Source organism: Martelella sp. K41-7, assembly GCF_055808365.1.
Genome location: NZ_CM147867.1, coordinates 3,322,854 through 3,346,479 on the forward strand (window position 1 = coordinate 3,322,854; position 23,626 = coordinate 3,346,479).

At 58.5% G+C, this 23,626-nt stretch carries 26 protein-coding genes and 1 tRNA gene; 14 read left to right on the forward strand and 13 right to left on the reverse strand.

The genetic code is table 11. From position 1 onward, the window contains the following. Nucleotides 1-38 precede the first annotated feature (38 nt). Nucleotides 39-1,019, reverse strand: a complete 981-nt coding sequence (gene yut / locus AC0L7L_RS15790; protein ID WP_473509997.1) for an urea transporter — start codon at nt 1,017-1,019, stop codon at nt 39-41. 71 nt (nt 1,020-1,090) lie between these two features. Between yut and AC0L7L_RS15795 the strand changes: the two genes are divergently transcribed. Both AC0L7L_RS15795 and AC0L7L_RS15800 read left to right on the forward strand, forming a co-directional pair. After that, nucleotides 1,091-2,177 (forward strand): IS3 family transposase gene (locus AC0L7L_RS15795; protein ID WP_272209663.1). Its coding sequence is split into 2 segments (ribosomal slippage): nt 1,091-1,347 and nt 1,346-2,177, totalling 1,089 coding nucleotides; the frame shifts between segments, so codons are not numbered across the junction. A 48-nt stretch (nt 2,178-2,225) separates the two neighbouring features. Next, a complete protein-coding gene (locus tag AC0L7L_RS15800; RefSeq protein WP_272212981.1) occupies nt 2,226-2,369 on the forward strand; it encodes a hypothetical protein in 144 nt (47 codons plus the stop codon). 160 nt (nt 2,370-2,529) lie between these two features. On the opposite strand, the gene AC0L7L_RS15805 is transcribed toward AC0L7L_RS15800, so the two are convergent. Beyond that, nucleotides 2,530-2,619, reverse strand: a tRNA-Ser gene (locus AC0L7L_RS15805). 320 nt (nt 2,620-2,939) lie between these two features. On the opposite strand from AC0L7L_RS15805, the gene msrA reads away from it, so the two are divergent. From msrA to deoA, 9 genes are all read left to right on the forward strand, one after another. After that, nucleotides 2,940-3,590: a peptide-methionine (S)-S-oxide reductase MsrA gene (gene msrA / locus AC0L7L_RS15810; protein WP_272212982.1), complete on the forward strand. Its 651-nt coding sequence runs from the start codon at nt 2,940-2,942 to the stop codon at nt 3,588-3,590. Between the two features lie 255 nt (nt 3,591-3,845). Then, the gene (locus AC0L7L_RS15815; protein WP_473510000.1) at nt 3,846-4,835 is read left to right on the forward strand and encodes a BMP family lipoprotein; all 990 of its coding nucleotides are present in this window, start codon (nt 3,846-3,848) and stop codon (nt 4,833-4,835) included. A gap of 136 nt (nt 4,836-4,971) precedes the next feature. Further along, a complete protein-coding gene (locus AC0L7L_RS15820) occupies nt 4,972-6,483 on the forward strand; it encodes an ABC transporter ATP-binding protein (protein ID WP_473510002.1) in 1,512 nt (503 codons plus the stop codon). Nucleotides 6,484-6,490: 7 nt separating this feature from the next. After that, nucleotides 6,491-7,603 (forward strand): ABC transporter permease, encoded by a 1,113-nt coding sequence (locus AC0L7L_RS15825; RefSeq protein WP_272212984.1) that lies wholly within the window; start codon nt 6,491-6,493, stop codon nt 7,601-7,603. Between the two features lie 3 nt (nt 7,604-7,606). Beyond that, the gene (locus AC0L7L_RS15830; protein ID WP_272212985.1) at nt 7,607-8,578 is read left to right on the forward strand and encodes an ABC transporter permease; all 972 of its coding nucleotides are present in this window, start codon (nt 7,607-7,609) and stop codon (nt 8,576-8,578) included. Nucleotides 8,579-8,582: 4 nt separating this feature from the next. After that, the gene (gene cdd / locus AC0L7L_RS15835) at nt 8,583-8,981 is read left to right on the forward strand and encodes a cytidine deaminase (RefSeq protein ID WP_272212986.1); all 399 of its coding nucleotides are present in this window, start codon (nt 8,583-8,585) and stop codon (nt 8,979-8,981) included. Continuing rightward, entirely contained in the window at nt 8,978-9,772 is a 795-nt protein-coding gene (locus tag AC0L7L_RS15840; protein ID WP_272212987.1) for a purine-nucleoside phosphorylase, read from the forward strand. Before cdd ends, AC0L7L_RS15840 begins: the two co-directional genes overlap by 4 nt. Before the next feature lie 4 nt (nt 9,773-9,776). Beyond that, entirely contained in the window at nt 9,777-10,550 is a 774-nt protein-coding gene (deoC, locus tag AC0L7L_RS15845; RefSeq protein ID WP_473510005.1) for a deoxyribose-phosphate aldolase, read from the forward strand. A gap of 7 nt (nt 10,551-10,557) precedes the next feature. Next, complete coding sequence (gene deoA, locus AC0L7L_RS15850; protein ID WP_473510006.1) at nt 10,558-11,874, forward strand: thymidine phosphorylase; 1,317 nt, start codon at nt 10,558-10,560, stop codon at nt 11,872-11,874. A gap of 15 nt (nt 11,875-11,889) precedes the next feature. On the opposite strand, the gene AC0L7L_RS15855 is transcribed toward deoA, so the two are convergent. The 7 genes from AC0L7L_RS15855 to purU form a co-directional block, all read right to left on the reverse strand. Continuing rightward, nucleotides 11,890-12,162, reverse strand: coding sequence for an usg protein (locus AC0L7L_RS15855; RefSeq protein WP_272212989.1), 273 nt, complete (start codon nt 12,160-12,162; stop codon nt 11,890-11,892). Nucleotides 12,163-12,298: 136 nt separating this feature from the next. After that, a complete protein-coding gene (locus AC0L7L_RS15860) occupies nt 12,299-13,111 on the reverse strand; it encodes an aldo/keto reductase (protein WP_272212990.1) in 813 nt (270 codons plus the stop codon). A 24-nt stretch (nt 13,112-13,135) separates the two neighbouring features. Next, entirely contained in the window at nt 13,136-14,152 is a 1,017-nt protein-coding gene (locus tag AC0L7L_RS15865) for an aldo/keto reductase (protein WP_272212991.1), read from the reverse strand. Between the two features lie 111 nt (nt 14,153-14,263). Further along, nucleotides 14,264-14,680: a hypothetical protein gene (locus tag AC0L7L_RS15870; protein ID WP_272212992.1), complete on the reverse strand. Its 417-nt coding sequence runs from the start codon at nt 14,678-14,680 to the stop codon at nt 14,264-14,266. Between the two features lie 3 nt (nt 14,681-14,683). Beyond that, nucleotides 14,684-15,019, reverse strand: coding sequence for an ElaB/YgaM/YqjD family protein (locus AC0L7L_RS15875; protein WP_272212993.1), 336 nt, complete (start codon nt 15,017-15,019; stop codon nt 14,684-14,686). 172 nt (nt 15,020-15,191) lie between these two features. Continuing rightward, entirely contained in the window at nt 15,192-15,401 is a 210-nt protein-coding gene (locus AC0L7L_RS15880; RefSeq protein WP_272212994.1) for a hypothetical protein, read from the reverse strand. Between the two features lie 458 nt (nt 15,402-15,859). Beyond that, on the reverse strand, nt 15,860-16,744 hold the full coding sequence (gene purU / locus AC0L7L_RS15885) for a formyltetrahydrofolate deformylase (RefSeq protein WP_473510011.1): 885 nt from the start codon (nt 16,742-16,744) through the stop codon (nt 15,860-15,862). 324 nt (nt 16,745-17,068) lie between these two features. On the opposite strand from purU, the gene AC0L7L_RS15890 reads away from it, so the two are divergent. Next, nucleotides 17,069-18,178, forward strand: a complete 1,110-nt coding sequence (locus AC0L7L_RS15890; protein ID WP_473510013.1) for a glycoside hydrolase family 5 protein — start codon at nt 17,069-17,071, stop codon at nt 18,176-18,178. Between the two features lie 6 nt (nt 18,179-18,184). Here AC0L7L_RS15890 and epmA read toward each other — a convergent pair whose 3' ends face one another. Then, nucleotides 18,185-19,249 (reverse strand): EF-P lysine aminoacylase EpmA, encoded by a 1,065-nt coding sequence (gene epmA, locus AC0L7L_RS15895; protein ID WP_473510015.1) that lies wholly within the window; start codon nt 19,247-19,249, stop codon nt 18,185-18,187. Between the two features lie 149 nt (nt 19,250-19,398). Between epmA and efp the strand changes: the two genes are divergently transcribed. Then, nucleotides 19,399-19,968: an elongation factor P gene (efp, locus tag AC0L7L_RS15900; RefSeq protein ID WP_272212997.1), complete on the forward strand. Its 570-nt coding sequence runs from the start codon at nt 19,399-19,401 to the stop codon at nt 19,966-19,968. A 65-nt stretch (nt 19,969-20,033) separates the two neighbouring features. On the opposite strand, the gene AC0L7L_RS15905 is transcribed toward efp, so the two are convergent. Beyond that, nucleotides 20,034-21,518 (reverse strand): NAD-dependent succinate-semialdehyde dehydrogenase, encoded by a 1,485-nt coding sequence (locus tag AC0L7L_RS15905; RefSeq protein WP_473510018.1) that lies wholly within the window; start codon nt 21,516-21,518, stop codon nt 20,034-20,036. A gap of 319 nt (nt 21,519-21,837) precedes the next feature. Here AC0L7L_RS15905 and AC0L7L_RS15910 point away from each other — a divergent pair, with 319 nt between their 5' ends. After that, nucleotides 21,838-22,080, forward strand: coding sequence for an Lrp/AsnC family transcriptional regulator (locus AC0L7L_RS15910; protein ID WP_272212998.1), 243 nt, complete (start codon nt 21,838-21,840; stop codon nt 22,078-22,080). A gap of 46 nt (nt 22,081-22,126) precedes the next feature. Here the strand turns inward: AC0L7L_RS15910 and folD are convergent, their stop codons facing one another. Next, complete coding sequence (gene folD / locus AC0L7L_RS15915; protein ID WP_272212999.1) at nt 22,127-23,026, reverse strand: bifunctional methylenetetrahydrofolate dehydrogenase/methenyltetrahydrofolate cyclohydrolase FolD; 900 nt, start codon at nt 23,024-23,026, stop codon at nt 22,127-22,129. 113 nt (nt 23,027-23,139) lie between these two features. Further along, nucleotides 23,140-23,625 carry a F0F1 ATP synthase subunit B gene (locus tag AC0L7L_RS15920; RefSeq protein ID WP_272213000.1) on the reverse strand — a complete coding sequence of 162 codons (486 nt, stop codon included), beginning with the start codon at nt 23,623-23,625 and terminating at the stop codon, nt 23,140-23,142. Nucleotide 23,626: the final 1 nt, after the last annotated feature.

The window sequence follows — 23,626 nt, forward strand, 5'->3', positions numbered from 1 at the left end:
AATGAAAACCGGCACGGTCGCCCCGACCGTGCCGCAGCTTATTTATCGGCGACGAGATGCTCTCCGACCGCGCTGTGCGGATGCGGCGCAAGCAACTTTTTCGGCGCGATGAACAGATACATCGTCAGTACGTAAGGTGCCGTGAACGACGGCAGGCCGAGCGGCGAGGTCAGCACATCATAGGCCCCCTGCAGGAACACGGTAACGATTGTGGCAAGCAGCGCATAGACGACCACACGCGGCGAGGGTTTCAAAAACACCACGCCAACCGCCATCGCGGTGAGAACCGCGCTGAATCCGTAAAGCCCCTGAACCACGGAATGCGGTTCAGCCCTGAGTGCGATTGCCGTAGCCATTGCGACCAGCGAGCCCAGCACGGCAGCGATGCCCGCCACCCGTGAGGCAATGAGGATGCCCAGCAGTATAATCGCGCCGCTGATTTCGTTGCCAAGGAGATAGACCTGGCCGATATTGCGGAAGAATATCTGAACGAGCTCCAGATGAGAGGGAATTCTCTCGGCGCCGGAAATATAGTCGGACACCAGCTTGGGACTATCGCCTGAAACATCCAGCGCGCCGAATGTGTAGGCACCCGCCACAAGCAGCCAGCCGGTCAGAACGAACGGACCTGTCGATGCCGGTATCCCCCAGCTCTTGGTAATCATCGCACTCAACGCCGCCGTGACGACCGTGCTCATGGCAGCGCCGACGACGACATAAAACCAGAGCTGTGGTGAAGCACTGATAAAGGTGGGTATGGCAACGCCGACGAGGATGCCGTTGAAGCCGAACAGGCCGGAGGTGATGGAATCCTCGTCGCATTCCAGAAGCCGCGCCGTCAGCGTTGCAACACAGACACCGACGATCGCGCCAACAAGCGTTACCCAGTTGCCGCCGGCATAACTTGCGTAGGCGATCGCCGCCAGAAACAGGCCGCCCGTCAGCGCGTTCTCCATGAAGAACACCTGACCCGCCCCTCGCAGGCATTGAGTCAGAAAATCTTTTCTCTTTTCAGCCACGGTAATCCCCCCGAAAAATAATGGGCTTCAAAAGTAGAATTTTCTCGGGTTTTATGACTGAGGAGATTTTGATGAAAAAGACGAGATTTAGCGAAGCACAGATTATTGGCATTCTGCGTCAGGCAGAAGGTGGCGTTCCTGTGCCTGAACTTTGCCGGGAGCACGGGATGAGTTCAGCGAGTTTTTATAAATGGCGGGCCAAATATGGCGGCATGGATGCGTCGATGATCAGCCAGATGAAAGCGCTGGAAGACGAGAACCGCCGTCTGAAAAAGATGTATGCGGAGATGAGCATGCAAACCGAACTGCTGAAAGAGGCTTTGGGAAAAAATGACGCGGCCATCTCTACGCCGGGAGGTGGCCGCGCAAGCCGTGGCGATACGTGGGGTGAGCATAGCACTTGCCTGCCGAACGTTCGGTGTCAGCGAAACTTGCTACCGATACAAAGGCAAACGCAATGATGAGAATGAACAGATCGCCGATCTTCTGACCGGCTTGACGCAGGCAAAGAAGAACTGGGGCTTTGGCCTTTGTTTTCTCTATCTGCGGAACGTACAGGGACGGCGCTGGAATCATAAGCGTGTTTATCGCATCTACCGCGCGCTTGAGCTGAACCTCAGGATCAAGCCACGCCGGCGGCTGAAACGGGAAAAACCGGATACACTCAATGTCCCGACAACGCCGAACGCGGTCTGGTCCATGGACTTTATGGCGGATCGGCTGGCCGATGGCCGGCAGTTTCGGCTTTTGAATGTTCTGGATGACTTTAACCGTGAGGGGCTTGGCATTGAGGTCGATTTCTCTCTACCTGCGGAGCGTGTCATCCGTAGCCTGAACCAGATCATTGAGTGGCGCGGCAAACCGCTGGCAATACGTGTTGACAATGGCCCGGAATATGTCAGTGGAAGGCTTATGGACTGGGCTGAAAATCAGGGCATTGCGCTGAATTACATCCAGCCTGGAAAGCCGCAGCAGAACGCTTATGTCGAACGCTACAACCGGACAGTACGACACGAATGGCTTGACCAATACATCATCGAGAGTATCGAAGAGGCGCAGGCGTTCGCCACACAATGGTTATGGAGCTATAACAACGAGCGACCCAATATGGGCATCGGCGGAATGACACCCGCACAGAAACTGAAAATGGCTGCGTGAATTCTACCAAAAAGCCCCGTTAAAAAGGGGAGGATTACCCTGGAAGCGATGGCCAAAGCGCTGATTAAGGATCGCGAACTGGTCGGTAAACGTCTGGCGAAAATGCTCGAGAGCATCACGCAGGATACCGGCATCCTGGAAGTCAGTACGAAAGAAACGGCTAATGACAAGGAAACGAACCAGCCACGATAGCGAACGCCGACTTCATCGACTACGGTAGGAAAGGCAGAGTCGGAAAACCAGAACGAGAAAGCTCGGCCTCGACTTTTGCGCCAGAATGTACCTTGAAATGTACCTCAAGCAATCCTGGAAAGAAAACCATGAATAAAAACATGATCTTGGGACGAGGTAATGGCGGACAGAGAGGGATTCGAACCCTCGATACGGTTACCCGTATACACGCGTTCCAGGCGTGCGCCTTCAACCACTCGGCCACCTGTCCATCCTGCGCCAGCTTCGGAAAAAACCGAAGGGCGGGATCGGCGCGATATATACCGATGCGGCGGCGATGATCAACCCGATTCTGACAGATTTCTGAATTGTTTCGGGCAGCCGGGCGCAATGGAGCTCGCAGACGAAACGAAAGACAGGGCCGGCACCTATCCTGATAGCGGCTTCAACAAAGCAAATCCGTATATCGGCGGCAGGGGAGCCCTACTTGCTGTAGAGCGCTTCGATGCCTATTTGTGAGACAAATGGCGCAGCAGTCCGCATACTGGACAAAGGGCCGCGCACTCTCGCAAAAGCCTCAAGGAGAACCCGATGTTCCTCTCGACACTCAAGAAGGACAAGATCGAAATGCCGTCGGCCGAGACGGCACTTCCGGGACGTCCGGATCCTATCTCGACAGCCGGAACACATTATGTGAATGGCCGCGCGCTTACGCCGCCCTATCCGGCCGGCATGAAGGAAGTCCAGTTCGGCATGGGATGCTTCTGGGGTGCCGAGCGGCTGTTGTGGCAAACGCCCGGCGTATATGTGACGGTCGCGGGCTATGCCGGCGGGATTACGCCAAACCCGACCTATGAGGAAACCTGCACCGGACTGACCGGCCATGCGGAAGTGGTCCGTGTCATCTATGACCGGACCGAAGTCAGCCTCGAAAACCTGTTGCGGCTATTCTTCGAGGCGCACGACCCGACCCAGGGCATGCGCCAGGGCAATGACATCGGAACCACCTACCGCTCGGCGATCTACCTCGACGACGAAGGCGATCTGAAGCGTGCCGAAACCCTGCGCGACCACTTCCAGCAAGCGCTGAAGGATAACGGCTGGAACGACCAGATCACCACCGAGATCGCACAGTCCGGTGCCTTTTATATGGCCGAGGACTATCACCAGCAATACCTTGCCAAGAACCCCGCCGGCTATTGCGGCCTGAAGGGCACAGGGATTTCCTGCCCGATCGGCTGAGTTTTCGGTATTCCTTTCAGGATATCCAGCAGGGAGTGTCGCGACACTCCCTTTTTTTATGCCGATCAAGGGGGGCATCCGGGGAAGAAGCTCCAATTTTGCCCATAGGGTAAATTTTGTGATGAAATTTTGTCGAAGCCGTGCAACCATATGCTTCAAACCGGTCGCCTGCGGCCGGTCGCGTTTCAGCAGGGAGGGCCGAGCCTGCCGCTGAACGGAGTTCACGAGCACACTCACAGGGAACAGAGCCGCGTTATGAAAAAAACCATTTTGAGCCTCATTGCCGTTGCCGCAATGTCGTCATCCGCACTGGCCGATTTCAAGCCCGCGCTTGTCTACGGCACCGGCGGCAAGTTCGACAAGTCCTTCAACGAATCCGCCTATAACGGCGCAGAAAAGTTCAAGGCCGATACAGGCGTCGAATATCGTGACTTCGAGCCGACCGGCGACGCGCAGGGCGAGCAGGCCATCCTGAACTTCGCCTCCATGGGCTTCAACCCGGTCGTGGCCCTCTCGTTTGCCTGGAAATCGGCTGTCGAAAAGATCGCACCGCAGTTTCCCGACACCAACTTCTACATCGTCGATGATGTGATCGAGGCCCCGAACGTCCAGTCCGTCGTCTTCAAGGAAGAGCAAGGTTCCTATCTCGTTGGTCTGCTTGCCGCAATGAAGTCTGAAACCGGCACGGTTGGTTTTGTCGGCGGCATGGATATTCCGCTGATCCACAAATTCGGCTGCGGCTATGCCCAGGGCGCAAAAGCTGCAAACAGCGACGTCTCGATCCTGCGCAACATGGTCGGCACCACGGGCGCTGCCTGGAATGACCCGGTCAAGGCCGGCGAACTGACCAAGAACCAGATGGACCAGGGTGCAGACGTGATCTACGCGGCTGCAGGTGCTTCCGGCCTCGGCGTTCTTCAGGCCGCTGCCGACGACGAAAAATTCTCGATCGGTGTCGATAGCAACCAGAACTACGTTCATCCCGGCTCGGTTCTGACCTCGATGGTCAAGCGCGTTGACAACGCCGTCTATGATGCCTTCAAGGCCAGCCAGGATGGCACTTTCGAAGCTGGCGTCAACAGACTCGGCGTTGCCGACAACGGTGTTGGCTGGGCCTATGACGAATACAACAAGCCGCTGATCACCGAGGATATGCTGGCCGCCGTCGAAAAGGCCAAGGAAGGCATCATTTCCGGCGACATCGAGGTGCACGACTACTCCGTCGACAACACCTGCCCCTACTGATCCGCTAAACGTTCGGACGGGCAGGGTTCATAACCATGTCCGTCCGTTCATCAATATCTCTATCACCTGCCTCTCGCAGTTTCCCTTGAGCGTCGGCCAAACGGCGCGCGATCCTCGTTTGGGAGTTTTAAAACTTTTGAGCACACCGCCCGCAATCGAGCTTATCGGTATCGACAAGAGTTTCGGGGCCGTTCACGCCAATAAGAATATAAATCTGAAGGTTGAGAAGGGCTCCATCCACGGCATTATCGGCGAAAACGGGGCCGGAAAATCGACTCTGATGTCGATCCTCTACGGTTTCTACCAGGCCGACCACGGCGAAATCCGTGTCGATGGCAAGACGCTCGAAATAACAGACAGCGACGCTGCCATTGCCGCCGGCATCGGCATGGTTCATCAGCACTTCATGCTGGTGGAGGATTTCACCGTTCTCGAAAACGTCATGCTCGGCGCTGAAGGCGGCGCGCTGCTCAATCAGGGACAGAGCAAGGCCCGCAAGGAACTCAAGCGCCTTGAAAGCGAATATGGGCTCGAGGTCGATCCCGACGCCATCATCGAACAACTGCCGGTGGGCCTACAGCAGCGCGTCGAAATCCTGAAAGCCATGTTTCGCGGCGCTGAAATCCTGATACTCGACGAGCCCACCGGGGTCCTGACACCCGCGGAGGCCGATCATCTGTTCCGCATTCTCGGCATGCTGCGCGATCAGGGCCATACCATCATCCTGATCACACACAAGCTGCGCGAGATCATGGCGATTACCGACGAGGTTTCCGTGATGCGCCGCGGCGAGATGGTCGCGACCCGCAAGACGGCCAAAACCACTGTCGAAGAACTGGCCGAACTGATGGTCGGTCGGCGCGTGTTGCTGCGGGTGGAGAAAGGCGCACCGAACCCGGGCGAAATTGCTCTTTCCGTGCGTAACCTGACCGTGCACGACAGCCGCGGCGTGCCGATGGTCAAGAACGTCTCCTTCGATGTCCGCGCCGGCGAGATCGTCGGCATTGCCGGGGTCGCCGGAAACGGCCAGTCGGAGCTTCTGGAAGCGCTCTCCGGAATCCGCAAGCCGCATTCGGGCGAGATCTATGTGCACGGCAAAAAGATCGTCAACGCCAATCCAGCCACCTATCGCAAGATCGGTGTCGCCCATATTCCCGAGGACCGTCACCATATGGGCCTGATCCTGCCCTTCGAGGAGCGGGAAAACAATATTCTGGGCTACCAGCAACTGCCGAAATACGGCCGCAATGGCGTTCTTGACCGGCAGGCTATTCTGGATGATGCCCGCGAGAAAATCGAGAAATACGATATCCGCCCGCCCAACCCGACGCTGAAGACCGCCAATTTCTCGGGCGGAAACCAGCAGAAGATCGTGGTGGCGCGCGAGATCGAGCGCGACCCCGACATTCTGCTTGTCGGCCAGCCGACACGCGGCGTCGATATCGGCGCAATCGAATTCATCCACCGGCGCATTATCGACATGCGCGACAGCGGCAAGGCCGTGCTTCTGGTGTCCGTCGAACTCGACGAGATCCGCGCGCTTGCCGACCGTATCCTGGTGATGTTTGCCGGTGAGAATGTCGGTGAGGCAAAGCCTGATGCAGATGAACAGCAACTCGGCCTGATGATGGCCGGCATAGCGTCTTGAGGTTGATATGAACGCCGCCAACGCGCCCCTGCCCGGCTGGGTCACATTCTTCCTGATGCCGCTGCTGAACCTCGGTACCGCCCTTCTGATCTCCGGATTTGTGATCTGGATGATCGGACAGAATCCATTCGAGGCCCTGAGTGTACTGCTCAACGGTGCGCTGGGCAGCGGCATGGGTATCGGGTTTACGCTGTTTTACGCCACCAATTTCATCTTCACCGGGCTTTCGGTGGCGATGGCCTATCACGCCGGCCTGTTCAATATCGGCTCGGAAGGCCAGGCCTATGTCGGTGGCCTCGGCTGCGCGCTGGTGGCGCTCGCGCTCGACCAGTATGTGCCCTGGTATGTGACCATGCCGTTTGCCATTCTGGGCGCAGCTATCTTTGGTGCGGCCTGGGCCTTCATCCCCGCCTGGCTGCAGGCCAAGCGGGGCAGCCATATCGTGATCACCACGATCATGTTCAACTTTATCGGCGCGGCGCTGATGGTCTATCTTCTGGTCCACGTGCTCAAACCGGCCGGCGCGATGTCGCCGGAAACCCGTGGCTTTGCTGCCGGCGGCCAGCTGCCGAACCTTGACTGGCTGATGGCGATGTTCGGCTCCCGGCTGGGTCCGGCCCCGCTCAACGTCTCCTTCATCATCGGCCTGGTCATGTGTTTCGCCGTCTGGTTCCTGATCTGGCGCACCAAATTCGGCTATTCGGTTCGTGCGCTTGGCATGAGCAAGACCGCCGCCACCTACGCCGGCATTCCCTATGCCCGCACCGTGATCATCACCATGCTGATGTCTGGCGGTCTGGCGGGCATGATGGCGCTCAACGTGGTGATGGGGTCTGCAGACCGGCTGCAGGTGGAGTTTGTCGGCGGCGCCGGTTTTGTCGGCATCGCAGTTTCGCTGATGGGCCGCAACCATCCGCTCGGCATCCTGATGGCGGCGATCCTGTTCGGCATTCTCTACCAGGGTGGTGCCCAGCTTTCGTTCATGATGCCACAGATCACCCGAGATATGATCGTAATGATCCAGGGGCTTGTCATCCTGTTTGCCGGGGCGCTTGAGTTCCTGTACCGCCCCGCCCTCGTCAGGATATTCTCCAGACGACAGTCATTGGCGGAGGCCTGAGCCATGCACACGGTTGATATCATTGTCGGCATGCTCGGTTCGACCATCCGCCTTTCCATCCCGCTCATCTTCACAGCGCTTGCGGGCCTTTTCTCCGAACGCTCCGGGATTTTCGACATCGGGCTTGAAGGCAAGATGCTGGCCTCGGCCTTCGCATCCGCCGTGGTTGCCTATTACACCGGTTCGCCCTGGCTCGGCCTTTTGGGCGGCATCGGCGTTTCCATCATCTTCAGCCTGGTGCACGGCTATGCCTCAATTACCGCGCGCGGCAACCAGATCGTTTCCGGCGTTGCGCTCAACTTCGTTGCGGCAGGGCTGACCGTGGTGCTCGGCAACGCCTGGTTCCGCCAGGGCGGACGTACCCCGCAGCTTGCAAACAGCGCGCGCTTTACCGAAATCGAGTTCCCCGGCGCGGACGCGGCAAGAGAGATGGGCTTTTTCGGCAAGTTTTATGCCGAAGTGATTTCGGGTCAGAACATCCTTGTCTATCTCGCCTTCATCACCGTGCCGATCGTCTGGTGGGTGGTCTACAAGACACGGTTCGGCTTGCGGCTGCGCGCGGTCGGCGAAAATCCCGGCGCGGTAGATACCGCCGGTATTTCGGTGATCTGGCTGCGCTACCGCGCCATCATTATCGCCGGTTTCCTCTGCGGTTTTTCCGGTACCTATCTGGCGATTGCCCAGTCCGCTTCCTTCATCAACAACATGTCGGCGGGCAAGGGCTATATCGCGCTGGCGGCGCTGATATTCGCCAAATGGAAGCCGATACCGGTGATGTTTGCCTGCCTGCTGTTCGGCTTCCTTGATGCGTTTTCGAACTTCATGCAAGGTAAATCGATGCCGCTTGTCGGCGAGGTGCCGGTCCAGTTCTTCCAGGCCCTGCCGTATATCCTGACCTGCGTCCTGCTGGCCGGCTTCATCGGCACGGCCCGTCCGCCCAAGGCCGGCGGCATTCCCTATACCAAGGAGCGGTAGGCAGATGACAACGGCCAATGATCTGTTCGAAAAGGCCCGTGCGGCAAGCGAGAGAGCCTATGCGCCCTATTCCAAATTTCCGGTGGGCGCCGCTCTTCTGAGCGAAAACGGCGAAGTCTTTGCCGGCGCCAATGTTGAAAATCTCGCCTTTCCCGAAGGCATTTGTGCCGAAGGCGTTGCCATCGGCCAAATGGTGATGGGCGGCGCACTGAAGATCAAGGCAGCGGCTGTCTATGCGCCGCGGCTGGCACTTTGCCCGCCCTGCGGCGGCTGCCGGCAGAAGCTTGCCGAGTTTTCCGATCCCGACACAAAGGTTTACCTCTGCGATGATGGCGGCGTGCGCGAGACGGTAACAGTTGCCGAGCTGCTGCCCCATGCGTTTCAGACCGGGGACATCGGATGAGCGAAGCCGTCCCTATGCTGAGGGAAGCCCTTGGCAACCTCAAACCCCGCACCGCGCTGGTGCTTGGCTCCGGCCTTGGCGGCCTGACGGATGCACTTTCGGACACCCAGCATTTCGTCTTCTCCGAACTGCCGGGCTTTCCCGTTGGCGCCGTCAGTGGGCATGAGGGCTCCGTCGTGATCGGTAAACTCGGCGAGACGCCGGTGATCGTGCTCTCCGGTCGGGTGCACTATTATGAGAAGGGCGATGCGGCCGCCATGCGCGTGCCGCTCGAAACCCTTGCCGCCCTCGGCATAGAAGAATTGTTTTTGACCAACGCCGCCGGGTCGCTCAGCCAGGACATCCCGCCGGGCTCGGTAATGCTGATCACCGACCATATCAACTACTCCGGCATGAACCCATTGATCGGCGAGACAACCGACCGCCGCTTCACCGGAATGAGTCAGGCTTACGACCCCGGACTGGCCGACGCGATGCGCCGGGCGGCACATGATTTGGATATAGCGCTTGCCGAAGGCGTCTATATGTGGTTTTCAGGTCCGAGTTTCGAAACACCGGCGGAAATCCGCATGGCCCGGACACTGGGCGCCGACGCTGTCGGCATGTCCACTGTGCCCGAGGTCATTCTGGCGCGCTTTCTGGGTCTGAAGGTCGCTGCGGCTTCCGTCATCACGAATTTCGGCGCCGGCATGAGCCAGGGTGAACTCGGTCATGAGGAAACCAAGGAGATGGCGCCGATTGGCGGCCGCAAGCTGGCCGCCATTGTCAAACGCATGATTGGCGAGGGGTAAGGCCATGAAACATCATACAGAGCACGAAGCCGCCTCGGTTTCGCTTTCGCTCCTGGACCTGACGAACCTTTCCGACGGCTGCACCGACAAGGACATCGAGGCGCTGATTGCCCGCGCCTACACGCCATATGGCACGCCAGCGGCGATCTGCATCTGGCCACGCTTTGTCAGTCTTGCCAGGCAGATGCTCGGGACCGACCACATGATCAGGATCGCCACCGTGGTCAATTTCCCGTCTGGCGACATGTCAATCAGTGCTGTGGAAGCGGAAACGGAACAGGCAATTCGCGACGGGGCGGACGAAATCGACCTCGTCATTCCCTACAACAAGCTGAAAGCCGGCAATGAATGGGCGGTGAGCGAGATGATCCGGGCGATCCGCTTTCTGTGCCGCGAACCGGTGACCCTCAAGGTCATTCTGGAGACCGGCGAGCTGGGTGATGCCGCGCTGATCCGTAAAGCCGCGACAGTCGCCATTGCCGAAGGCGCGGATTTCATCAAGACATCGACCGGCAAGGTCAAGGTCAACGCCACGCTTGAAGCGGCCGACATCATGCTCGGCGTCATCCGCGAGGCAGGCCGCAAAGTCGGGTTCAAGCCGGCCGGTGGCATTTCCTCGGTGCGCGACGCGCAGCTTTACCTGAGCCTTGCCGAAACGGTGATGGGCGAGGGCTGGGTGATGCCGACGACCTTCCGCTTCGGCGCTTCCGGTCTTCTCGACGATATCCAGGGCGTTCTCGCGGGCAAGCAGTCGAGCACGACCAGCAGCGGCTACTAGGCCGCTCATGCTGGCGCAGGAGATCATCCGCAGGAAACGCGACGGCAACGCGCTTTCGGCTGAGGAGATCGCCGGCTTCGTCCGCGCGCTTTCTGACGAGACACTCTCTGAAGCCCAGGCGGCCGCCTTTGCCATGGCTGTCTTTTTTCGTGGCATGAATGAGGCGGAAACCGTTGCGCTGACCCTTGCCATGCGTGACAGCGGAACGGTTCTGACGTGGCCCCGCATCGACCGGCCGGTGGCCGACAAACATTCCACCGGCGGCATCGGCGATAATGTCTCGCTGATGCTGGCACCAATTGTGGCGAGCGCAGGCCTTGCCGTGCCGATGATCTCCGGACGCGGGCTTGGACCAACCGGCGGCACGCTCGACAAGCTGGAATCAATTCCCGGCTATGATGTCAGCCCTGACGAAAACCACCTTCGCCGCACGATTGCCCGAACTGGTTGTGCCATTGTCGGGCAATCCGGTGCTCTCGCCCCTGCGGACAAGCGGCTTTACGCCATCCGTGACGTCACGGCGACGGTCGAATCCATGCCGCTGATCGTCTCCTCGATCCTGTCGAAAAAGCTCGCCGCCGGGCTTCAGTCGCTTGTGCTTGACGTCAAGTTCGGCGGTGGCGCCTTCATGCAAGATGCCAACGCCGCAACGGATCTGGCCCGGCTTCTGGTCAAGGTCGCCAATGGTGCCGAGCTTCAAACCACCGCATTGGTGACCGACATGAACGAGCCACTGGCCGATGCTGTCGGCAATGCCGTCGAGGTGGAAAACGCGCTCGCTTTTCTCAAGGGCGAGAAGACCGGCAGCCGGCTTGAAAAGATCGTCCTGTCGCTTGCCGCCGAGATGATCTTTGGCGCCGGACTTGCGGCAAGCCAAGCGGAAGCCGAGGCACTTGCAAAAGCAAAGCTCACTGACGGCAAGGCGCTGGAGCATTTCGCCCGGATGGTTGCCGATCTTGGCGGCCCGGTCGATTTCGTCGAAAAGTCAGAAACATACCTGGCGAAAGCGCCGCTCATCCGGCCCGTTCTGGCGCCGAATTCCGGCTTTCTTTGCTCCGCCGATGCCCGCGCCATCGGCATGAGCGTCATCACACTTGGTGGCGGACGGAAACGCCCGGGCGACCGGATCGACCACCGCGTCGGATATTCAAGGCTACATCCGCTCGGCACCAGGATCGAGGCGGGCGCACCGCTTGGCTTCGTCCACGCAGCAACGCAAGACGATGGTGACACAGCCGCGCATGCCCTCCTGGCTGCATTCACCATAGAAGAAGCCGCCCCGGCGGAACGGCCGCTCGTGATCGAACGGATCGGCCGTTTCTGAGCCTTATGCCAAGGTTCAGTGCATGGTGATCTCGCCCGAGACCTGGCGCCATTCATTGGGACCGATCAGGCGCTTGTGGGCATAACGGACAGAGTGCAGCGGCCCTTCGAGATTCTGCTTCCAGAAGTCGAGGAATTTGTTCATCTGCGGAAAATCGGGCGCGAGATCGTAGTCCTGCCAGAGATAGCTCTGCAAAACACCCTCGAAATCGGGGAGACGGTAGAGAATCTGGGCCGTTGTCAGGCCGTAACCGGCAAGCTGCATTTCGAATTCAGAAGCAAATCGCATGTTCCACCTCATTGTCGGTGACAATTGCAAAGGCTGACGTATTTTCGCGATCGCTTCAATCTGAAATTCTATATTTGCTATGTTTTTTCAATAACTTGACAGCACACCAACAAGAGTGCTGCCAAGCTTGAACGGCTCAGTCCCAGTCTGGCGCCCAGTCCGGACTGATCAGCCTGAGCCCCTTGTCGAGACCTCTAAGACGTTTGATTTCGTCATCCGAGAGCACAATCTCGGCGGCAGCAAGATTCGATCTGACCCGTTCCGGCTTGCTGGAGGTCGGGATCACGACATGACCTTCGGCCATCAGAAAGGCAAGCGCGATTTCGCCCTCGGAGACGTCATGGGCTTCACCGATCGCCTTCAATACCGGATCGTCGGCGATCTTGCCCTGCGCCAGCGGCGAATAGGCGGTAAAGGCAATGCCGTTTTTATCGCAGTAGTCGGCGACCAGCCGGTTCTGGTGGAAAACATGGCATTCGACCTGATTGGCGGCAATCTTGCGGCCGCCGAGCAGATCGGCGGCCTTGTCCATCAGCGTACGGGTGAAGTTCGAAACGCCGATCCGTGCAGCAAGGCCATCGTCATACACCTCTGCCAGCCGGCCGATATAGTCCTCGAAAGACGGCCCATCGGCGCGCCCGGGCCAGTGCAGCAGAAGAAGATCGACCTTGTCGCGACCGAGCTTTTCGCGGCTCTCTTCCACGCTCCGGCGGAACGCATCTTCGCCGTAATTGTCGATCCAGACCTTGGTGGTCACAAAGACATCATCGGGTTTCAAGCCCGAGACGGAAAGCGCGCGGCCAACTTCGGCCTCGTTGCCATAGGCCTGAGCCGTATCGATATGGCGATAGCCGGCCTCAAGGGCAGCAAGAACCGTCTGATAGGCCTCGTCATCCCGTCGTCGCCAGGTACCGAAACCGATCTGGGGAATACCGTTGATGGATTTCATATTTCAGTCTCCCATATCCGATGCTCAGGGTCGGACAGGTCCGCTGCCTGCGCCGGTCTGCTCAATCGCTGCTGCGATTTCATCGAGATCGGTCTCGTCGAGCTCCAGCCGCGCGGCAGCGATCCAGCCATCGATCTGCTCCGGCTTGCGCGCACCGACAATCGCTCCCGTCAGTCCGGGCCAGGCCAGAACCCAGGCAATGGCGACGGCCGCCTGGCTGGTGCAATGACGCTCAGCCACCGGCTTCAGTGCCTCTGCAAGGGCCAGATTAGCCTCAAGGGCTTCGCCTTTGAAATTGGCACTGTTGCGCCGCCAGTCGTCTTCGGGAAGCTCGGCCGCACGTGCCGTCGAGAAGCGGCCCGTCAGAAGACCCGCCTGCATCGGGCTGTAGCAGATCACACCGGTTTTGTTTTTCCGTGCCCAGGGCAGAAGTTCTGCTGCGGTATCACGACGGATGGCTGAAAAGGGCGGCTGCAGCGTATCGACATGGCCAATCGCCTCGGCCGCCTCAAGTTGATCGATATCGTGATTGGAAAGGCCAATCGCACGGACCTTGCCTGCGGCCTTCAGGTCGCACAACGCGCCCCAGTATTCGGCAAGCGGCACATCATTCGACGGCCAGTGAACCTGCATCAGGTCGATGGTCTCGACACCAAGCCTTTTGAGCGACGCCTCGGTCTGCTCCCTGAGGCTATCCGGATGCCCGATCCTCTTAGGCGTTTCCATCGGATCATCGTCGTTCCAGACCATACCGCACTTGGTGAAGATGTAAGGCCGGTCGGATGCGGCGATGCCGGCTATCGCCTTGCCGACAACTTCTTCAGAGTGGCCCAGTCCGTAAACGGAAGCAGTATCGATCCAGTTGATACCGGCATCGATCGCCCGGCGGATGGCAGCAACGGAATCGCTGTCGTCCTGCGCGCCCCAACCGGCTGCCCAGCCACCGCCGCCAATGGCCCAGGCGCCAAAACCGGCGCGGGTGATGCTCATGTCGGTGGTACCGAGCTGCCTTGTAGGCAGATTTTCGGATGAAATTGTCATGGAAACTTCCCCCAGGGAAAACGCGCTTTCGCAGGCACGCCAGTTACGCTTCGGCGCTGAAACCGGAGCACACAAACGGGCAGCGAGACTGCCCTCCGGCCGGAGGCCGGATTACTTCTTCTGACGGGCCCGAGCCAGAACGAAAGCGAGGCTCGCAACCGCCGCCAGCCCGGAAATCGGCTTTTCCCGCATCATCATCGGAACCACGCCGATAACGCTCTGCAGCATATCTTCTGTGGCATATTTCGCCGCGCGATAACGTCGCTGCTCTGCGCGGTTCATCAAAAGTGCGTAGGCCAGCACCAAGACCGCGAGTGTGAGGGACGCGATAGCAATGGTCAGCGCCGCGCCAAGGGGACCGAAGATTTCCGCAAGATAGATCGCCAGCGCGATAACGCCGCTGACATAGGCCGACATGAACAGAAACAGCAGGATGACGACAATAACGGCGTTGCGCCTAGCTGAACGCGCAACAACGCGACCATCAATCGCCATGATGGCCGCCGCCAGAGATACGAACCGATCCATACCTTATCGCCGCGTCAGGAGCGCTGCAAGAAAACCGAAGCCTGCGGCCATCAGTATCGACTGCAGCGGACGGCTTCGGATGTGATCTTCGACGTCTTCTTCAATGGACATCGCCTCTTCGCGCGCACGATCATAGGCCTCGTGGCCCTTCTTGGTCGCATCATCGCGAAACTTCTCGGCTTTCTCACGCGCCTCGGAAGCCTTCTCGTTGCCGAGCGCGCCAATCATTTTCGTAAGCGCTGCGATATCACCGCGCAATTGGTCGATCTGTGCCTGAATATCGGCCTCGGTTGTCTTGCCAGTGGACGTATCACCACCGGTGCTTTTGCTTACTGCCATACTTGATCTCCCAAAATTGAAATCGGCTAATCAACCTAGTAACGCATCACTTCCGCTGTTGTTCCAGTCGCTGCGCCAAGAATTGCGGTGGTGGGTCACGTCAAAGGCCACCACCGCCTCCAAGCCTACGCTCCGCGGCACGCCCGCACAATAGCCAGGCATACCTGAAGGCCTACCCGGCTGCGGCAACCCGTTCCGGATCATCGTCCGACCAGTTGGCAATATGATCCCGGATCGCCCGACGCAGTTCTTCCATCGTGTTGTAAACGCCGCCGTCCAACGCATGGACGTGAAATTTGACAGCGACAAATCTGAGCCGTCCGTTTTCGGGAACAACAATCCCGACCGGCTGGCCACCGAATTCAACCATCTGCTTTTTCATGATTTCCAACTCCGGCCAGCGAAATATGACCGGCCAAATTGTTTCAACCTGTGTGTGTGACCCTGAAGGCCGCATCACCCTTAAGACAGCATCGCAGCGCACGCCGCATGCGTCCGGCTTCGATCGGATTTTTCGTTTTCAGCGCCTCTGAAGACATTGAACACTCCCGCGTTGCAAAGGGGTTGATACCATTGCGATGGGTCAGGTTTTACCCGAAACGACCAACCAAATCCAAGCTTATATTTTGTTTATATCGATGAAATTCTTCAAAAAGATGTCAAAACATAGCGAATGACAAAAACTTAATTCCCTGAACAAGTCTGCCGGGACATGCCGCCGGATAGCAGCCACACATTAAATAGAGAGGCCAACCGGACAGACAAGAGGGGCGGTCAACAAAATTGACCACCCCTCAAAATACAATCATAGGCTGTTAAAATTCCGGGAAAAGACTCCGATCACCCCATCCGCTCGGAAGCATAGGAGCCGGCGGATGGTGGGAACACAACTGTGCGGTTACCATTGATGAACACCCGGCGATGAATATGGGCGTGAATGGCGCGGGCCAATACCAGCGCCTCAACATCGCGCCCGAGGGCGACATAGTCGTCCGGGCTCTGCGCATGGGTGATGCGTACCGTTTCCTGCTCGATGATCGGCCCTTCATCAAGGTCTGGCGTCACGTAATGCGCGGTTGCGCCGATCAATTTGACACCGCGCTGATAGGCCTGCTTGTAGGGGTTGGCCCCCTTGAAGCTCGGCAGGAAGGAATGGTGGATATTGATGACCTGCCCGACCATCTTGCGGCACAGCGTATCGGAGAGCACCTGCATGTAGCGTGCCAGCACCACCAGTTCGGTATCCGTCTGCTCGATGAGCTCGGCCAGACGCGCCTCGGCGGCCGGCTTGGTCTCTTTGGTGACCGGAATGTGATAAAACGGGATATCGTGATTGACGACGAGCTTCTGATATTCGAGGTGGTTGGACACCACGCCGACAATATCGATCGGCAGCGCGCCGATGCGCCAGCGGTACAGCAGGTCGTTAAGGCAATGGCCGAAACGCGAAACCATGATCATGGTCTTTATCCGGTAGGTGCCGTCATGGAAGATGTAATCCATGTCGAACGGCGCCGCGATCGCCTCGAAGCCGTCACGCAAGGTATCGAGCCCCGTTCCTGTTTCGGAAATAAAACTGATCCTGATGAAAAAACGGCCGGTTTCCAGGTCATCGAACTGAGAGCTGTCGATGATGTTGCAGCCTTCCGCCGCAAGATAACCGGAGATCGCCGCGACGATACCGCGCGTGGAAGGACATGTCACCGTGAGCACGAAATCTTTCATGGTCGTTTCCCGTTGGTTGAACGCTGGCTGACATATTATCGCAGCCGACCGGTCATAGAGGCTTGTGCATGCGCTTTCAACCGCAGCCGTGCCATCAGACTATGCGGCAGCACGCAGCGCTGTAACATGCACGACCTAAAGATGCGGATTGCCGCCAAAAGCGTTCATGAGTGGGTATTGAAGTGAGATGCCGCCACGATATGTTTGTTTGTGTGAGGCGCGACCGGCTTGACTTCAGTGGCCCCAGCCGCGCTATAGTCAGAAAAAACCGGTCATAACGGGCCGGCCCGCGGCAGGCGGAGTGGACAATTGGAGTATCGATGAATGCGCCGCTCTCGGGGATACGCGCCGTGCAATTCTATTTTCGCACAACTCAAAAATCAGCTTTCCGCCGCCGCCATTGCAGCCACCGCGCTTTCCCTGGCGCTGTCATCAACAGCCATTGCAGCGCAGAGCTGTGAGATGACACTGCACGGGATCAATGTCGCCGGCGCAGAATTTGGCCAACCCGGTGAACCTTACGGACAGGGCTATATCTATCCGTCCACGGAAACGATCGACAAACTTGCCGCAGACAAGTTCAACGCCATCCGCCTCCCCTTCCTTTGGGAGCGGCTGCAGCCTTCGCTCAACGGTGTGTTTGACCCGAACGAGTTGGCCCGCATGCAGGCAACCATCAAAGCCGCCCGCGACAACAATATGGTCGTTATTCTCGACCCTCACAATTATGCCCGCTACCGCGGGCAGGTGATCGGCAGCCCAAATGTGCCGCTCGAAGCGTTTGCCGATTTCTGGAAACGGCTTTCCGCAGTCTTTGCCAACGACGACGACATTATTTTCGGCCTGATGAACGAACCGCATGACATAGAAGCACCGGAGTGGCTGAATGCGGCCAACGCCGCGATCGCCGCAATACGTAATATCGGTGCAGGCAATCTCATTTTCGTTCCCGGCACGGCCTGGACGGGCGCTCATAGCTGGGATCAGACCTTTTACGGCCCGTCAAACGCCTCGGTGATGACCGGCATTGTAGACCCGCTAAACAATTTCGCGTTTGAAGTCCACCAGTATGCCGATGGGGATTATTCCGGCAAGGCCGGCGAGTGTAGCAAGATAGGCGACGCCGTTGATGCGATCAAAGATTTCACCGACTGGCTGAACACCAACAATTACCAGGGGTTCCTCGGCGAATTCGGTACGGTAGAGCAAATCAGCTGCCTCAGAGGCCTGAAGCAAATGGTGGATATCATCCAAAACGATCAGAAAGCGTGGATCGGATGGGCCTATTGGGCAAGCGGTGAATGGTGGCCAAAGAATGCACCGATGATCATTCAGCCAGATCTGCGCAATGGCGGCGGCGCTCAGTTGCGAACGCTGCAGCCGGTTCTCGCCAACAACGATCTGAGCCGCCATGCCTGCAACGGCAGCAACTGACGAGCGCTACGCCCCGACAACCGGTGCCCACAGCACATCCTCGATACGGCGCGCGCCGGTCGCCAGCATCACCAGCCGGTCAAAACCGAGAGCGATCCCGCTTGCCGGTGGCATCTTTTCAAGCGCTGCCAGGAAATCCTCGTCGACCGGGTAGATTTCACCATAAATGCGCTGTTTCTCAGCCATATCGGCCTCGAAACGAACACGCTGCTCCGCAGCATCTGTCAACTCGCCGAAGCCATTGGCCAGCTCCACACCGCAGACATAGAGTTCAAACCGTTCGCTGATGCGCGGATCGGTTGGCGATTTGCGGGCAAGAGCTGCTTCGGGCGCGGGATAGGCATCGAGGAGTGTGGCGCGGTCATGGCCGAGGCAGGGCTCGACCCGCTCCACCAGCACGCGCGAGAACAGATCCGACCAGCTGTCGTCATCACCGAATTGAATTCCTGATGCTTTCATCTGCCCGGCAAGTCCGTCGCGATCGGTCACGGCGTCCGGCGCTATGGTTTTCAGAAGATCAATACCGGCATAGCGTTCAAAAGCATCGGAAACGCTGAGACGCTCGGGTGGGGCAAATGGGTCGCAAGAGCTGCCACGCCAAGTGAAATCATTGGTTCTTGCGGCTTCGGCCGCAAGCTTGAGCATCGCCGCACAATCCTCAAACAGCCGTTCATAGGGAGTTCGGGCGCGATACCATTCCACCATGGTGAATTCAGGGTGATGCAGGGGGCCGCGTTCACGGTTGCGATAGACATGAGAAAAGGTCACCAGCCGCTCTTCCCCGGCAGCCAGCAGCTTCTTGGCTGTAAACTCCGGCGAGGTGTGCAGATAGATCGTCTGCGCTTCACCATCATTGCCGATCATCGCCGTAGAAAACCCGTGAAGATGGGTTTCGTTGCCGGGTGACACCTGAAGCGCCGGCAGATCAACCTCGACAAAGTCCTCGCCGGCAAACCAGCTGCGTATCGACGCCATGATCCTGTTGCGGGCCATCAGGGCCGGTCGCCGGTCATGATGGCGGCCCGGATACCACCAGCGGGTTGCCGTGGCGGATGCGTTCTCGTTGGGCATTTTATCCAGCCTTTCCTCCGCCTCGCGTGCAATCAGGCGTTTGGCACTGGAATTTCGGGCAAAATTGCGTTAGTCCCGCTCACACGAATTCAGGAGAATTGCGGTGCGCGGTCTATAGATAGTCCCGGCCGTCAAAGCAAGGAAGTCTCATGGTCAAGGTCATTGCCTCATCGCTGCGCAAGGGCAATGTCGTCGATGTCGACGGCAAGCTCTATGTCGTTCTTACCGCCCAGAATTTTCACCCCGGCAAGGGTACACCCGTCACCCAGATCGACATGCGCCGCATTGCCGATGGCACCAAGGTGTCTGAGCGCTGGAAAACGACGGAGCAGGTCGAACGGGCCTTTGTCGAGGATGTCGACCATACCTTTCTCTACAGTGATGCCGAAGGGTTTCACTTTATGAACCCTGAAAGCTATGACCAGCTCACCATGAGCCCGGATGATGTCGGCGATGCAGCCAACTACCTGTCCGAGGCCATGACGGTGATCCTCTCCATCCATGAAGGCATTGCCATCGCGCTGGAACTGCCGCGCCATGTCACGCTTGAAGTCATGGAAACCGAGCCGGTGGTCAAGGGGCAGACGGCGTCCTCCTCCTACAAACCGGCAATGCTGTCGAACGGCGTGCGCACCTTGGTACCGCCGCATATCGACGCCGGCACCCGCGTGGTGATCCTCACCGAAGACGGGTCCTACGTTGAGCGCGCCAAAAACTGAGCGCTCATAAAAACGCTTAAAATTGCAAAAGGCGGGCCGTTGAGCCCGCCTTTTTTTACCGGTTGTTATTCGATGCCGCCGAGGCAGATGTATTTCAGCTCGGTATAGTCGTCGAGACCGTATTTCGAGCCCTCGCGGCCAGTGCCCGACTGCTTGACGCCACCAAAGGGCGCCACTTCGGTGGAGATCAGGCCGGTATTGACGCCGACAATGCCGTATTCCAGCGCTTCGGCAACCCGGAAGATCTTCGCCACATCGCCGGCGAAGAAATAGGATGCAAGGCCGAACTCGGTGTCGTTCGCCATCGTGATCACATCCTCCTCGGTCTCGAAGCGGAACAGCGGCGCCACGGGGCCGAAGGTCTCTTCGCGCGCGCATTTCATGTCAGGCGTCACGCCGGTCAGAACCGTCGGCTGAAAGAACAGGCCGCCCTTGTCATGCGGTTTACCGCCGAGCCTGATCTCTGCCCCCTTCGATACGGCATCGGCAATGTGGTCCTTGACCTTTTCGACGGCGCTCTCATCGACCATCGGACCGATATCCATGCCCTCGGCCATGCCATCGCCAACCTGCAAACCTTCAACCCGGCGGGCAAGCTTCTCGGCGAATGCGTCATAGACGCCGGACTGGACATAAAGCCTGTTGGCACACACGCAGGTCTGGCCAGCATTGCGGTATTTGGATGCGATCGCGCCCTCCACCGCCGCATCGAGATCGGCATCGTCGAACACAATGAACGGCGCATTGCCGCCAAGTTCGAGGCCCATCTTCTTGATCTGGTCAGCGCCCTGCCGCATCAGAATGCGACCAACTTCGGTCGATCCGGTAAATGTGATCTTGCGAACGCGGTCATCCTCGCTGAAGGCCTTGCCGACCATGGAGGAGCTCGTCGCAGTGACCACCGAGAACAGACCCGCGGGCAGCCCCGCCTGTTCGGCGAGATAGGCCAGCGCCAGAGCGGAAAGCGGTGTCATCTGCGCCGGTTTGGAAACGATGGAGCAGCCGGCCGCCAGCGCGGGCGCCATCTTTCGGGCCAGCATCGCATTGGGGAAGTTCCAGGGCGTGATGGCGCCAACCACGCCGACCGGCTGGCGGATGACCATGATGCGCTTGTCGGTCTGGTGGCCGGGAATCATGTCGCCGTAGACGCGCTTGGCTTCCTCACCGAACCATTCGACATAGGCTGCACCGTAGAGGATCTCGCCGCGCGCCTCAGCCCATGGCTTGCCCATTTCGATGGTCAGTATGGTTGCCAGATCGTCAGCATTGGCGACCAGCAGGTCGTAGAGCTTGCGCAGAATGGTGGCGCGCTCCTTGCCGGTCTTCTTTGCCCAAGCTTTCTGCGCAGCGTGCGCTGCAGCGATTGCGGTGTCGACATCCTGCCGGCCGCAATCCGGCAGGGTTGCGATAACCTCACCGGTCGCCGGATTGGTGACGTCGAAGGATTTACCTTCCGACGTCTCTTCTTTCCACTCACCAGCAATGAAGGCGCCAGCCCGCGCCAGCGTCTTGTCTTTCAGTTGGTCTGTGAGAATTTGCGATATTGCCATCAGTGATCTCCCTCGTTTGTTCGTTCTCAACGCCGAGCCCGGCGGTCATTGTTCCCATCTGGTCGTCAAAAGGCATATCCGGCCTTCAGGACCCTGCAGGCGCTGTGTATTATCCTGGCCGACTTTGAAGCAGCCCTTCCCGTGCGTCGGCGGCGCCCTCTTAAATTACCTATATCGGAATATTGTATCAATATAATAAATTTCCAAAACCGCAAGCGTTTGCCGTCAAACCAATTTTCCGATAGACGGAATCACGACCAATTCCCGAGGATGCCAGCATGATCCGGCGCCCATCGGGTGAGCGATGACAGGATAGACCATGCAGACCATTTTCGTGCAATTCAAATGCCATGCCGGCCAGGCCTATGATGTCGCAGATACCGTGATCCGCACACTGGAGGAGACGTCGGAGATCTATTCGACATCGGGTCATTATGATCTCCTCGCGAAATTCTATCTGGCGGCAGAAACCGACATTGGCCATTTTGTCACCAGCCACCTGCAGACGATTGCCGGTGTGAAGGACACATTCACCCTCGTCACCTTCAAGGCCTTCAGCTAGCGGTAGATGCAGCCGAAACAACCGGCCGAAGCCGACAAAGCGTCGATCAGAACCGAGGCGCTTCAAGACCCGCCGCCCGATAGGCCGCGATCGCGGTATTGGCCATCAGCATCGTGATCGTCATTGGTCCCACACCGCCGGGCACCGGCGAAATGGCGCCGGCCACCAGCTCACAGGCAGCAAAATCAACATCGCCGAGAAGCCGCGTCTTGCCTTCGCCGCGCTCAGGTGCCGGCACGCGGGTGATGCCGACATCGATGATGGTCGCGCCGGGCTTTACCCAGTCGGCCTTCACCATTTCCGCTCGCCCTGTGGCGGCCACGAGAATATCGGCACTCCGGCACACTGAAGCGAGATCGGCGGTCCGCGAATGCGCCATGGTGACGGTGGCGTTAGCCTGCAGAAGAAGCCGGCCCATGGGCTTGCCGAACAGATTCGAACGCCCGACGACCACGGCATTCAACCCTGACAGATCCTCGCCATGGATAGAGCGCACCAGGATCATCGCACCCGCCGGCGTGCAGGAAATCAGTCCGGTTTTGAGGTCGCCGACGGCAAGCTTGCCTGCATTTATGATCGAAAGCCCGTCGACATCCTTTTCAGGGCGGATCATCTGGATCACCGGGAATTCTTCGAGATGTCCGGGTAGCGGGAGCTGCACCAGAATGCCGTGGATCGCAGGATCGGCGTTCAGCTCGCTGACGACCTTTTCAAGATCCGCCTGGCCGGTGTCGGCCTCAAGCGTGATCTGCACTGAATGGAACCCGCAGTCCTTGGCCCGTTTGCCCTTGGCCGCCACGTAGGTGTGGCTTGCAGCATCATCGCCAACGATCACGACCGCCAGACCGGGCACCACGCCCCTGGTGCGCTGAAGCTCTTGCGTGGCCGCCTTGACCTTCTCGATAACCCCGGCGGCAATCGTTTTGCCGTCAATGCGCTCTGCCATGTGGCAACTCCCGAAACTCTGCAGCAGCCGACCTGTGCAGACAACCCAAACAAAAGCGGCAAGCGCTAGGACGCTTGCCGCTATTTCTACTCAAGGCTATGCTGGCGTTCCCGTCAATTGAGACGTGTCTTGACCGAATCAACCGACTTGGAAAACAACTTCGACTGCACGGTCGGCGTTGCCTTCTTTTCCAGAACGATGCGGGCGGCGTCCACCGCCACATCGATGGCAGCACCACGCACGGCTTCGATGGCATCGTGCTCGGCCTGCCGGATTTTCTGTTCGGAAAACGCGGTGCGACGCTCGACATATTCTTCAGTCTTGCGGTGCGCCTCTTCCTTGATCACCTTCGCCTCGCGTTCGGCGGCGGCGACGATATCCTTGGCTTCGTCTTCGGCTTCACGGCGCTTGCGCTGATAATCGGCCAGAACATGCTGGGCTTCTTCGCGAAGACGCTTGGCCTCTGCCAGTTCACCGCGGATCTCATCAGCGCGCGAATCGAGCGAGCGGAGCATGATCCCGGGAACCTTGAAATAGGCCACCACAATGAAGAACAGGATAAGGCCGATAAAGGCATAGAATGTCGCATCAAGTGACATG

Coding starts and splice junctions, on each gene's coding strand:
- AC0L7L_RS15800 (WP_272212981.1), top strand. CDS start 2,226: ATGGCCAAAGCGCTGATTAAGGATCGCGAACTGGTCGGTAAACGTCTG.
- msrA (WP_272212982.1), top strand. CDS start 2,940: ATGTTCCTCTCGACACTCAAGAAGGACAAGATCGAAATGCCGTCGGCC.
- AC0L7L_RS15815 (WP_473510000.1), top strand. CDS start 3,846: ATGAAAAAAACCATTTTGAGCCTCATTGCCGTTGCCGCAATGTCGTCA.
- AC0L7L_RS15825 (WP_272212984.1), top strand. CDS start 6,491: ATGAACGCCGCCAACGCGCCCCTGCCCGGCTGGGTCACATTCTTCCTG.
- AC0L7L_RS15830 (WP_272212985.1), top strand. CDS start 7,607: ATGCACACGGTTGATATCATTGTCGGCATGCTCGGTTCGACCATCCGC.
- cdd (WP_272212986.1), top strand. CDS start 8,583: ATGACAACGGCCAATGATCTGTTCGAAAAGGCCCGTGCGGCAAGCGAG.
- AC0L7L_RS15840 (WP_272212987.1), top strand. CDS start 8,978: ATGAGCGAAGCCGTCCCTATGCTGAGGGAAGCCCTTGGCAACCTCAAA.
- deoC (WP_473510005.1), top strand. CDS start 9,777: ATGAAACATCATACAGAGCACGAAGCCGCCTCGGTTTCGCTTTCGCTC.
- deoA (WP_473510006.1), top strand. CDS start 10,558: ATGCTGGCGCAGGAGATCATCCGCAGGAAACGCGACGGCAACGCGCTT.
- AC0L7L_RS15855 (WP_272212989.1), bottom strand. CDS start 12,162: ATGCGATTTGCTTCTGAATTCGAAATGCAGCTTGCCGGTTACGGCCTG.
- AC0L7L_RS15860 (WP_272212990.1), bottom strand. CDS start 13,111: ATGAAATCCATCAACGGTATTCCCCAGATCGGTTTCGGTACCTGGCGA.
- AC0L7L_RS15865 (WP_272212991.1), bottom strand. CDS start 14,152: ATGACAATTTCATCCGAAAATCTGCCTACAAGGCAGCTCGGTACCACC.
- AC0L7L_RS15870 (WP_272212992.1), bottom strand. CDS start 14,680: ATGGATCGGTTCGTATCTCTGGCGGCGGCCATCATGGCGATTGATGGT.
- AC0L7L_RS15875 (WP_272212993.1), bottom strand. CDS start 15,019: ATGGCAGTAAGCAAAAGCACCGGTGGTGATACGTCCACTGGCAAGACA.
- AC0L7L_RS15880 (WP_272212994.1), bottom strand. CDS start 15,401: ATGAAAAAGCAGATGGTTGAATTCGGTGGCCAGCCGGTCGGGATTGTT.
- purU (WP_473510011.1), bottom strand. CDS start 16,744: ATGAAAGATTTCGTGCTCACGGTGACATGTCCTTCCACGCGCGGTATC.
- AC0L7L_RS15890 (WP_473510013.1), top strand. CDS start 17,069: ATGCGCCGCTCTCGGGGATACGCGCCGTGCAATTCTATTTTCGCACAA.
- epmA (WP_473510015.1), bottom strand. CDS start 19,249: ATGCCCAACGAGAACGCATCCGCCACGGCAACCCGCTGGTGGTATCCG.
- efp (WP_272212997.1), top strand. CDS start 19,399: ATGGTCAAGGTCATTGCCTCATCGCTGCGCAAGGGCAATGTCGTCGAT.
- AC0L7L_RS15905 (WP_473510018.1), bottom strand. CDS start 21,518: ATGGCAATATCGCAAATTCTCACAGACCAACTGAAAGACAAGACGCTG.
- AC0L7L_RS15910 (WP_272212998.1), top strand. CDS start 21,838: ATGCAGACCATTTTCGTGCAATTCAAATGCCATGCCGGCCAGGCCTAT.
- folD (WP_272212999.1), bottom strand. CDS start 23,026: ATGGCAGAGCGCATTGACGGCAAAACGATTGCCGCCGGGGTTATCGAG.
- AC0L7L_RS15920 (WP_272213000.1), bottom strand. CDS start 23,625: ATGTCACTTGATGCGACATTCTATGCCTTTATCGGCCTTATCCTGTTC.